Origin of the sequence: Brevibacterium sp. ZH18, assembly GCF_022748595.1 — a bacterium.
In the GTDB taxonomy this organism is placed as follows: Bacteria; Actinomycetota; Actinomycetes; order Actinomycetales; family Brevibacteriaceae; genus Brevibacterium.
Genome location: NZ_JALDSX010000038.1, coordinates 24,934 through 34,305, shown reverse-complemented (window position 1 = coordinate 34,305; position 9,372 = coordinate 24,934). Strand labels below are relative to the sequence as shown.

General features: G+C 60.6%; 11 protein-coding genes. 2 read left to right on the top strand and 9 right to left on the bottom strand.

Annotated elements, in window-relative coordinates; genetic code table 11:
• Positions 1-70: 70 nt before the first annotated feature.
• Positions 71-5,224 carry a phage tail tape measure protein gene (locus tag MPN20_RS13015; protein WP_242782809.1) on the bottom strand — a complete coding sequence of 1,718 codons (5,154 nt, stop codon included), beginning with the start codon at positions 5,222-5,224 and terminating at the stop codon, positions 71-73.
• 55 nt (positions 5,225-5,279) lie between these two features.
• Here MPN20_RS13015 and MPN20_RS13010 point away from each other — a divergent pair, with 55 nt between their 5' ends.
• Positions 5,280-5,603: a hypothetical protein gene (locus MPN20_RS13010; RefSeq protein WP_242782807.1), complete on the top strand. Its 324-nt coding sequence runs from the start codon at positions 5,280-5,282 to the stop codon at positions 5,601-5,603.
• Here MPN20_RS13010 and MPN20_RS13005 read toward each other — a convergent pair whose 3' ends face one another.
• The 4 genes from MPN20_RS13005 to MPN20_RS12990 all read right to left on the bottom strand — a co-directional run bounded on the left by MPN20_RS13005 (position 5,604) and on the right by MPN20_RS12990 (position 7,401).
• A complete protein-coding gene (locus tag MPN20_RS13005) occupies positions 5,604-5,753 on the bottom strand; it encodes a hypothetical protein (protein WP_242782805.1) in 150 nt (49 codons plus the stop codon).
• 161 nt (positions 5,754-5,914) lie between these two features.
• Complete coding sequence (locus tag MPN20_RS13000) at positions 5,915-6,559, bottom strand: hypothetical protein (protein ID WP_242782803.1); 645 nt, start codon at positions 6,557-6,559, stop codon at positions 5,915-5,917.
• A gap of 105 nt (positions 6,560-6,664) precedes the next feature.
• The gene (locus MPN20_RS12995) at positions 6,665-7,183 is read right to left on the bottom strand and encodes a hypothetical protein (protein ID WP_242782801.1); all 519 of its coding nucleotides are present in this window, start codon (positions 7,181-7,183) and stop codon (positions 6,665-6,667) included.
• Between the two features lie 2 nt (positions 7,184-7,185).
• On the bottom strand, positions 7,186-7,401 hold the full coding sequence (locus MPN20_RS12990; protein WP_242782781.1) for a hypothetical protein: 216 nt from the start codon (positions 7,399-7,401) through the stop codon (positions 7,186-7,188).
• Positions 7,402-7,502: 101 nt separating this feature from the next.
• Between MPN20_RS12990 and MPN20_RS12985 the strand changes: the two genes are divergently transcribed.
• Positions 7,503-7,691, top strand: coding sequence for a hypothetical protein (locus MPN20_RS12985; protein ID WP_242782778.1), 189 nt, complete (start codon positions 7,503-7,505; stop codon positions 7,689-7,691).
• Positions 7,692-7,705: 14 nt separating this feature from the next.
• Here MPN20_RS12985 and MPN20_RS12980 read toward each other — a convergent pair whose 3' ends face one another.
• The 4 genes from MPN20_RS12980 to MPN20_RS12965 form a co-directional block, all read right to left on the bottom strand.
• On the bottom strand, positions 7,706-7,978 hold the full coding sequence (locus MPN20_RS12980; RefSeq protein WP_242782777.1) for a hypothetical protein: 273 nt from the start codon (positions 7,976-7,978) through the stop codon (positions 7,706-7,708).
• Positions 7,979-8,113: 135 nt separating this feature from the next.
• Entirely contained in the window at positions 8,114-8,485 is a 372-nt protein-coding gene (locus MPN20_RS12975) for an HK97-gp10 family putative phage morphogenesis protein (RefSeq protein ID WP_242782775.1), read from the bottom strand.
• Positions 8,485-8,943, bottom strand: a complete 459-nt coding sequence (locus tag MPN20_RS12970; RefSeq protein ID WP_242782773.1) for a DUF6093 family protein — start codon at positions 8,941-8,943, stop codon at positions 8,485-8,487. Before MPN20_RS12970 ends, MPN20_RS12975 begins: the two co-directional genes overlap by 1 nt.
• Complete coding sequence (locus MPN20_RS12965; protein WP_242782771.1) at positions 8,940-9,308, bottom strand: hypothetical protein; 369 nt, start codon at positions 9,306-9,308, stop codon at positions 8,940-8,942. Before MPN20_RS12965 ends, MPN20_RS12970 begins: the two co-directional genes overlap by 4 nt.
• Positions 9,309-9,372: the final 64 nt, after the last annotated feature.

Genomic DNA, 9,372 nt, shown 5'->3' with positions numbered 1-9,372 from the left:
ACTGCTCATCAGTGAAGACTCGGTGTCGTTGCTGTGTAGTCACGTCTCCACCGTGCCAGTCCTGGAATGGTCAATAAAGGAGACACGCCCTAGTGTCGATCGCCATTCCCCTGGAGTGATAAGAAGCGTTCCCGGACACCGTCATCGACCCGCCACGATAGGCAGAGTTGAGTGTTGCGTTCGGGAACTTGTCCTTCGTGATCGCCCACAGATTCCGCCACACGCCAGCATCAGCGAAAGCGTTAACGCCCGGCACCGGCCCGTAGACCCCACCATCAGCGAACGCCGCGCCGCCCAGCATGTGGGTGAGAGCGTCAATGTTACCTGTCCGCCCGGCCTGGTTTAGGGCGTTGATGCCCTTCTCCCCGCCGACCATGCGAGTCGTTTCTGGGCGGAGGATGCCCTCGCCTCCTGAGAGGTAAAGATCCCCCGCCGATCGTGAACGGAAGTGATGCACATCCCTGCCTGGTGTGTACCCAGGCATGACACCGCCAGTAGCGAACTTCAACTTGTCCGGAGCATCGAGCTTCACACCCACATCACCGAACGCTTTGTTCACCGAGGCAGTGAACGATGAGAACACGGCAATGAGTTGGTTGAGGTTCGCACCCAATTCGGGTTTAGCATCCCTCATCTGCCCATCCATGCCCTGACGGACCGCAGCCATGTTCGCATTCGACGTACCCAACAGGGACTCGAAACCAGACTTGTTCAGCGACTTCAAATCACCCAGACGAGTGTCATAGTCGCCATACATGCCAGACATGGTGGTGTCGGTGTTCGTGCGCATCGTCGAGAACTTCGTTCCCGTCGTGTTCTTCATCGACTCAAAATCAGTCGACGACTTCGACAACATGGAAGCCTGCTTATCGATGAGCATGAGCCGCATCAATTCCTGCTGATTCGTCATCACGCCGAGTTGCGCGATCTGCTTCGTCTCAGCAGTCGACCGCATCGCCTCATACTGGGTTTGCGTGTTCAACAGCATCGCGGCCTGCTGGGTTTGAGTATCCAGCAGCATTGCCGCGTTATGCGTCTGCGTCGACGTGAGCATTCCCAGTTGGGAGTCCTGTGTCGACAGAAGCATTCCCGCCTGTGCCAGTTGGATGTTCTCGAGCATTCCAGCGAACCCGTCGGACACGGACAGGCGCATCTGCTCCATCGCGTCCAACGTGGTCGACGACATGTCCTGCATCGCAAGACCCGCCGTGCCTTCATCGTCAGCGACGACGGGGTTGACTCCCACGTCCATGGACATGTCGGCAGGTGCGTAGGCCATCAGGTTCGGTACAGCAGCAGACCCCAGCGCAGATGCCGCGGACTGCACATCCGAGACACCACCGAGCATGCCCTGCACGAGACCCTCAGCAGTGAACCCACCAAGATCAGCCATCACACGCGACGGCGAATGAATCCCGAGGACAGACTTGAACGTCGACTCCATGACCTTCGCCAGATTGGCGATAGCCTTCTCAACGTTCTTCTGCTTGCCCTCAAGTCCCTTCACCACACCGTCAGCAGCAGCGGAGCCTCCCTTGTAGAAGCCCTCCGTTACGTACTGGCCCGCCTGGTTCGCGTACTTGTCGAACTCAGACCACGACGACACCAACTGATTACGCTCACCAATCGGTGCACCCAGCAGAGCATCAGCAGCAGCGTTACCGCCCTCAATTCCCTGACCGGCAACCTCCTGCAACAGGGCACCAGGGATACCCATTTTTGCGAGCTTCCCCAGTTTCCCGACGAGCTCCTTGAGGCGGGCAGTCTTGCCCGACATGGACGACAGGGAAGAGACCTGTTTGAAGTTCCCGTCCCCCGTCGACACCACCGAAGTGGACACATCCAGATCACGGTCATTCAACAGACCGGACGCTACCGAATCCTTGATTCCCTTGAGCTCGGTTGCTTTGTCCTGCGCTTTCTTGAGCTTGGCGTCGATCTTCTCGGCCTGCGAGTACAGGGCCTTGAGGTTCGCCTCGAACTTCCTAGCCGAGGAGTTAGCGCGAGAACGCGAACCCTTCGACAGGTCCTGGTTGGAACCCAGATCGAAGAGTCTGTCCACGGCCGAATAGCCGCCGGAGAGACCACCGGTGACCTGGTCGCGGATGTTGCCGCGACGGATGTCAACACGCAGATCCGACTGGAGTTCCCCGACGCGCTGCCGGCGCTCCTTCTCCTCTTTCGCCTTATCCGCCGCGATCTTCGCCAGACGCTCATCAGCCTTCTGCTTGTCCTTCGCGGACTTCAGAGACTTCTTCGCCGCCGACAGTTCGTCCTCGGCGATGCGAATACGACGCTCCGCCTGAGACTTCGCGGTCTTGGACTTCGCATCCGACTTCGCCCGGCGTGCAGCCTTGAGACGGTCCTGCGCGGCATCCACCGACTTCTCAGCCGACGCAATACCACCCTTGGCCATGGGGATTGCTCCGGGCATGCGGGAAAGCGCCTCCATGAGGATCTTCCACGACCGCTTCGACCCATCGAGGGGGATGAACGCCTCATCGACATCCATGCGGTCACCGACGATCCGCCACGTGTTCGGCTGAACCATCTCAGCGATGTTCGACAGGACACCACCAGAAGCCATCGGCTTGAGGTCGATGCCGCCGTAGAAGTTGGGATCCCACTGGTTCAGGCTTCCCGGACTCTTGCTCCTGTTCCTGTTCGGGTTGAGCAGGTTCTCCGGCATGTTCTTGATGCCGTTCTTCGGCTCAGTGACGTTGAAGACGACGTTGACGCTGACCTTTTTCGGAATGTCGTTGACGGCCTTCTTTGTCGCGTTGGCTTCCTTCTTGGCCGCGTCGTCCATCCAGGACTTCACGCTGACGCCGTCGGGGATCTCGAGGATCTCGCGAGCCATCTTCTTGGCCTTGTCACCGCCGATGCCGAATTGCTTACCCGCGGCCACGAGATCGTCGTAGGTGTTCTGCAGCTGCCCCTGGACATCTTCCTGCGACCTGCCGTGTTCGGCCATTGCCTGCGCTGCGGCAATGCCCTCGCTGGCGATACCGTCGAGGGCGTCCTGGTTGTTGCGGCCCTTCTCGGTGGTGATGTCGAGACTGGTGCCGTTCTCCTTGATGGATTCAGTGACCGAGTCGATCGCGGCCTCGTACTGCCGCATCGCTTCGCGCTCATCCAGGTTGGCGAGGCCAAGGGCCACAAGACCATCGAGCATGTCCGACAGCGAGTCCGATGCCTCACCAGCCGCGCTACCAACACCCTGGACAGCGCCCGCGGCGGCGTTCGCATTGACGGGAAGCTCGCCCAGTGCGATTTTTGCCAGAGTCGCGTTGTCAGTCGCGTACCCCATGGCTTTCGCCTGCTCGATCAGCTGGCCCTGAAGGGTAGGCATGCTGGCGATCACGTCGCCCGCGGAGTAGTCGAACTCCTTGGCCGACTCTGCGGCCGCACGGAAGTTCGACTCGAGCATGTCCATGTTGCCCGCCGACATCATTGAGCTCAGTGACTGATCCATGGCTTCCATGGAGTCCTTAGCGAGCTCGGCATTAGAGTCGAAGATGCCAAACATCGACCCCGCGCTGTCGAGGAAGCCGAGGAACCCGTTCTGGTTGATGATGTCCAGGGCATCGCCGAAACCGTTGATGTGCGCGGCACCAGACCCTGTCACCTGGAAAAGTTGGTCGAGAGAAGCCACGCTCAGACTGTTCTGGTCATCGAGCTGAATGAGCGCGTTCGTCAGCTCCTGCGTGCTCTTCACGTTGCCGGCAAACATGTCTGCAACAGCACCAGCCGCGATCAGGGCCGTGACGGCACCTGTAGCGGCAACTGCGGCCTTGGTGACTCCGCCAATGACGCCCTTCGCCTTGGACGCGCCGGGCAGTGAGAGAACCTTGTCCAGGGCCTCCGACTTCGTGCGCAGAGTGTTCACTGCGTCGATCGTGTCGGCGATTCTCGGAGCAAGGAGGAGGAATCCGCCTGCGGCGAGAGACGCGGTTCCCACGACGCCAGCGAGTGCCCCACCGAGCTTGATGACTGGCTCGGGCGCCTGCCCGACGATGCCGACGAGATTACCGACCCCTTCGACGACGCCGGCGACCGCAGGCGCAAAGGTTCCGCCGAGAGTGATCGCAGTGTCCTTGATCTGGTTGCCCGCGATCTTGATGCGAGATTCAGCGGTCTCGTACCGCTTGGAGGCTTCCTGGATGAGGGCAGTGTTCTCTTCCCAGGCAGACTTGCCCATGTCGAGAGACTCAGTGAGAAGGTCACCGGCGCCGGCGAGCTGGAGCATGACCTGCGTTTCCTCGGTGCCCTTGATGCCGAGTTCTTTCATGGTCTCGACGACGTTGCCGCCGCCTTCCTTGACCCCGTTGAGCCCGTCGGTGAGCATCGCGACGGCGCGGACGGGATCCTCTTCGTAGGCCTGCGCGAACTGCTTGGACGTGACACCGGAAACTCGGGCCAGCTCTTCGAGTCCTTCGCCGCCGTTCTTCACGTCGGCATACATGCGGTTCATGACACGGGTCATCACGCCGCCGCCAAGTTCTGCACGGATACCGACGGATGCCATCGCGTTCGACAAGGCGAGAATGTCGGCCTCTGTGGCTCCGGCGAGCTTGCCGGCACCGGCCAGGCGCTGAGCCATGTTGAGGATGTCCTTCTCAGTGGACGCCCCGTTGTTGCCGAGCTCGACGAGGGTGGCGCCGAAACGCCCGACATCCTTGCCAGCGGTGCCCATGACGTTCGTGATCTGAGCGATCGAGGTCGCCGCCTCTTCGGCTGTGAGGTTCGTGGCCTCGCCGAGGTCGATCATGGTCTTCGTGAACGACACGACATCGTCGGTCTTCACGCCCAACTGGCCCGCCGCCTCAGCAACAGCTGCGATTTCTTCGTGGGTGGCCGGCAGGGTCTTTGCGAGATCGCGCAGACCCGACTGGATGTCCGCCAGCTGACGCGGTGTTCCGTCGACCGTTTTCATGACGCCGGTCCAGGCGGACTCCCACGACATTGTCGCCTTAGTCGCGAGGCCGAGGGCCCCAACAACGATTCCGCCGAAGGTCGCGAGTCCAGCACCAACAGTGGTCATTTCTTGGCTGTACTGCTGGGCCGCCTTCATGGCGCGGCCCGCACCGGTAGTGGATTTGTTCCAAGCAGTCTCTGTCTTATTCGCCGCGTCCACAGCAGCCTTACCGGCTGCGGCCATGTCGGCCTTGTACTGGTTAACCTTCACCGACAGCAGGGCGGAGACGCTACGAACTTCGGTCATGACAGTGGCCTCCTATATGATTTGGTGACTACAAGCGGGATGGATAGGACTAGCCATGGCCAGGACGAACAGGTACGGAAATCAGTACAAGCCGGTTACCGATTTCTCGGGAGCGCGGTCTGATACATCGACGCCATACGGCAGGGAGCGTCGATACACCCAGCTCAAGAAGCGCTCAGTACTGCTGCTTCTGGTGGCGATCTGTTCCGGGGTCCTCTACTTCGTTCTCTTGCTCGTGGGTCACTTCGCGATTCCGCCTGCATCAAACGTGGCGGTCCAGGTGATATTCACGGTCGTGTTGGCGGCGTCGCTCTTCCTGGCAGTGGGTTCAGCCTTCGCCGCCCTAATCGTGCGTTTGGTTGCCGCACTCAAGCGCTAGTTACTCGTCAACGACCACGTATGTCTTAGTTCCGCTGTCGAGTGCCTTTGCCTTGCCGGAATCCTGGAATTCCTCAATCTCCGCGCACGCCATGCACCGGGTGTTCTTCACCTCGTAGTCATGCGGATGCTCGCCCGACGACAGCGACATCGGTTGACCACACCCTTGGCACAGGTCGGCCTCGTAAAGCGTGAGAGCCAGGGCGAGAGAGCGGTCTTTCTGCGACCATTTCTTCCCTGGCTTGCGTTCCCCGCGTAGCACGGACACGGGTTGGCCCCATGCCCGTGCCGTGCGGGTCTGCGTGAGTGCGTTTAGTCCTCGACCGTCGGCCCAGGCTTCCGCGATTTTGGGATGAGCTCTCCCGGGTCATTGCTCGTCAGGTCGTAGAACGCCTTATAGAGCTTGTCCATCTGCGTATCGCCGAGCTTCTCGGACACGACACGCATCTGCTCTGGAGTGAAGGCACGCTCTCCGGTGTCGGTGACGACCGCGTGGGAGATGATATGAATGCCGGCCTCTTTGCGCATGACAGCTTCGGACGCTGACAGTGATGCTCGCCGAACCGCATCCTTGATCTCTTTGCCGTCGCCGATCTCGGCTCGCCTGCACTCTTCACGCGCATAACCCGCAGCGTCCTTGGCTGCCTGATCGGCTCGGTCCTTCGCCGTCTTGCGCGCTTCCTTGGTAAGCTCGTCGATCCTGTCCTGCTCGAGCGCCTGGACGATGAACTCCTCCGCGGAGTCCTGAAGTTCATTCTGCAGTCGGTCGCGCTTCTCGATCAGCTCAGCGCGTTCAGCGCCGGCGTCGAGAGTCTGTTCGTCATCGAATCCGGCCAGAAGCTCGAGATCGGCCTCGACTGCGCGCAGATGACCGGCCACGTCGGCGGCCTTGAAGATAGTGACTGGGGTCTGCGCGGCGCTGATGCCTGCAATGAAGTCGTCGGGATTGAAAGCCATTTCTGTTCCTCCATGTAAAAAATGTGGGGTTCTCCATGTGGGGGTAGACCAGTGGGCAGGCCATGGAGGAACCTGCCCACTGGGGTCTTGGGGATGATCCGAAGATCAGGGAGTGGTCGACGCGACGACGCCGTGCAGTTCCATCTCCTGGAACGCGGCCGTCACCTTGCGCTTCACATAACCGGTGCGGTCGATGTGAGTCGGGTTGTCGGCGATGCCGTGGAAGTACTCGTACTCGTCGCCGACGGCCCAGTCTTCCTTCGAGGTTTTCGAGGTCTCGCGCTGCACGAGGTACACCTGGGTGCCCTTGAACTTCACGGCCTCATAGGCCTTGCCCTGGTCGGAGGTGACATCGAGCTTGTGGTCCTCGTCGTAGTCGAGGAAGAGAGTGAACTCCATGGTGCCGTTGCTGGCACCCCAGGTGGTGGCATTCCCTTCCTGGCACAGGGCCTTCTCATCGACGGACTCGGAAGTGGCGGCGCCGACGTTGTAGTCGGACATCATGATCGCGCACGATGCGTCGATGCCGGCCTCGAGTTCGGCGAGGCTGATGGCCTTCGGGTTGGCGGGTGCGGTGGGGAGGATGGTGACCTTGGTCTTGCCATCTGCGAGTGGTGTGGGCATGGTTACTTGCCTTCCTGCTTGTTGACGACCTCAATGACTGAGGCGACTTCTGGGGTTGCGGTGGGTCGGGTCGGAGCTGCACTGCGCACCTGCGGTTTTGCAGCTCGGGAGAGCGTTTCGGGGAATATCGCGAAGTGAGACTCGGGCACCTTGTGCGGGAGCTTGTCCCCGGTGCGTTTGTCGTAGGCGTTCTTGAAGTGGTCGAAGGTTTCGGCCATAGCGACTCCTTTTCGGGCATGAAAAAAGCCACGGGGTCGCCGTGGCTTACGGGGTTGTGCGATTACAGTGGTTTCACAATCCGTTACAAGGGAGTGAAAACATGGGAGCTAAGTGGGACAAAGATCCCGGCAAGGTGATCAAGTCAATTGCCGATGGTGAACTTAAGCGGGCTAAAGCGATTGAAGAGGGGCTGAACCGCTCGTCCACGCCAGCAGAGCTGCAGGCGCACATGAAGCGGGCCGGTGAGTCCATGTCACTTGCTGAAGCACGCAAGTGGATGAACGGGTGATTACCCAGACTTCCTCACGGCTGCTGGAACTCGAACGACAGCGGAAGATACAGCCGCGAGGGGCTCACCTGGTTGTCGTTCTGGACCTTGAGGAACGGTTCGACGTGCCGGTACTCTCCCCCACCGGGTGCGGGGACGCGGTTGAGTTTCCGGATGACCTCTTGTGAGAGGTTGCGAACTGTTCCCGCTGTCGCGCCAGCGGCCGTGACCGTGAGCGCCCCAGCCGTCTCCTGCTTTGAGTAGTCGAGTGGTTGCTCATCATGTTCGCGCAGGGGCTCGGTCCACACGGCCAGGTATGGCTTGATGAAGCCGCCCGCCGTCGTGGGGACACTGTCCGGGACGCGCCCGTCGTGGACGTCAACGCCGATCGATTTCAGACGATCCAGCGTCCAGGTATTGAGGGTGATGATGTCCGTGTTGGCTCACCCCTTCCATGTGCCATCGACAATGTCACCGAGCGCCTTCTCGAAGCCCGGGGTCCTGCGATCGAACGCTGGCCCCAGGAACGGGCGGGGCGGCATTTTCGATGTGCCCCACTCGTTGTAGCCGGCGTATTCGACCGTGGGTCCTATCTCCGCTGAGGATTCTCCGGGCCGATGGTTGACGTCGTAGCCGATGGAGTTGATGAGGTTGCCGGTGTCGATCACGCCCTTGTCGAAGGCGATCTTCTTGGCGTCTCCGGAGATGTCGGCCGCTGTCTTCTCGACGACGAGGCGACCGCCGCGGTTGGCGTTCGCGCCCATCTTCGTGAGGTCGTTGCCGAACTTGCGGAGCTCGCTGGCATCGAGTCCCATCAGGCGGCCCTCACTTCCCGTGCGTTCACGTCCTGGCACAGGTAGTCACGCGTCCAGTTCGTCGTCCCCGATTCGGTGACGAGCACCTGGAATTCGCGACCGTTGAGTGCCGGATCGTCGGGGTTGTCCAGGACTTCGATCGTGTCTCCGTAGTGCAACCACGTGGAGGCGATGGGAACGCTGATCCGGTGCGTGGCCAACACTTCGACCCCGTCGGCGACCGTGACCGGTCTGGTTGACTGGGTGAGGAACTGTGCCGAGCAGGGTGCGTGCTCCCATTTATCGACGTACGTGGGATTATCACCGCCGCTATTCCCACCTGGAACCCAATCACCGGGAGGGCCGACCGTGTAGGCCGTACAGTCACCAGTGAGGAACCCATACGCAGTGGGACGGTGATGAGCTGCCCAATTATCTGGTAGCACTTTTAACCGGCCTCGTGCGGGAAGCGGACTCATAACCGCATCTCCTCACCCTCGGCAGACATTGGGCCAGTGAGGTCGAAGGCCATGAAGAACGGTTCGTCGTCCTCCGCGTCCTCTTCTTCCTTGGCTCGTCCGCGCAATGCTGCTGCGTGTTTGCGGAGCGCGTCAGCAACTTTTGCGCCGTCCGCCGAACGATCCTGCGTGGTGATGACCTTGGAAGTGAGAGCCTCCGACGATGCGATAGCGTCCAGGGCGTCCGCAGCAGCACGCTTCACCGATTGGCGAGTGATGCTGAGGAAACCTTCCAGCTGATCGTCAGAGAAGATCTGATTCTCACCGGCGTCCAGGTCGGCTATGAGCAAACGCACCTGTTGCACTGGTTCGTTGTATTCGACCATCACAACTCCCTTAGTTGTGCCGTTCCCCGCCCCACACGATGGCAGTCAGTGCGGAGCGGGGACC

What these genes read in the sequence shown, in the direction of transcription:
- MPN20_RS12985 (WP_242782778.1), top strand. Translation starts at nt 7,503, where the DNA reads ATGGGAGCTAAGTGGGACAAAGATCCCGGCAAGGTGATCAAGTCAATT.
- MPN20_RS12975 (WP_242782775.1), bottom strand. Translation starts at nt 8,485, where the DNA reads ATGGGACTCGATGCCAGCGAGCTCCGCAAGTTCGGCAACGACCTCACG.
- MPN20_RS12965 (WP_242782771.1), bottom strand. Translation starts at nt 9,308, where the DNA reads ATGGTCGAATACAACGAACCAGTGCAACAGGTGCGTTTGCTCATAGCC.
- MPN20_RS12990 (WP_242782781.1), bottom strand. Translation starts at nt 7,401, where the DNA reads ATGGCCGAAACCTTCGACCACTTCAAGAACGCCTACGACAAACGCACC.
- MPN20_RS13000 (WP_242782803.1), bottom strand. Translation starts at nt 6,559, where the DNA reads ATGGCTTTCAATCCCGACGACTTCATTGCAGGCATCAGCGCCGCGCAG.
- MPN20_RS12995 (WP_242782801.1), bottom strand. Translation starts at nt 7,183, where the DNA reads ATGCCCACACCACTCGCAGATGGCAAGACCAAGGTCACCATCCTCCCC.
- MPN20_RS13015 (WP_242782809.1), bottom strand. Translation starts at nt 5,224, where the DNA reads ATGACCGAAGTTCGTAGCGTCTCCGCCCTGCTGTCGGTGAAGGTTAAC.
- MPN20_RS13005 (WP_242782805.1), bottom strand. Translation starts at nt 5,753, where the DNA reads ATGTCGCTGTCGTCGGGCGAGCATCCGCATGACTACGAGGTGAAGAAC.
- MPN20_RS12970 (WP_242782773.1), bottom strand. Translation starts at nt 8,943, where the DNA reads ATGAGTCCGCTTCCCGCACGAGGCCGGTTAAAAGTGCTACCAGATAAT.
- MPN20_RS13010 (WP_242782807.1), top strand. Translation starts at nt 5,280, where the DNA reads ATGGCCAGGACGAACAGGTACGGAAATCAGTACAAGCCGGTTACCGAT.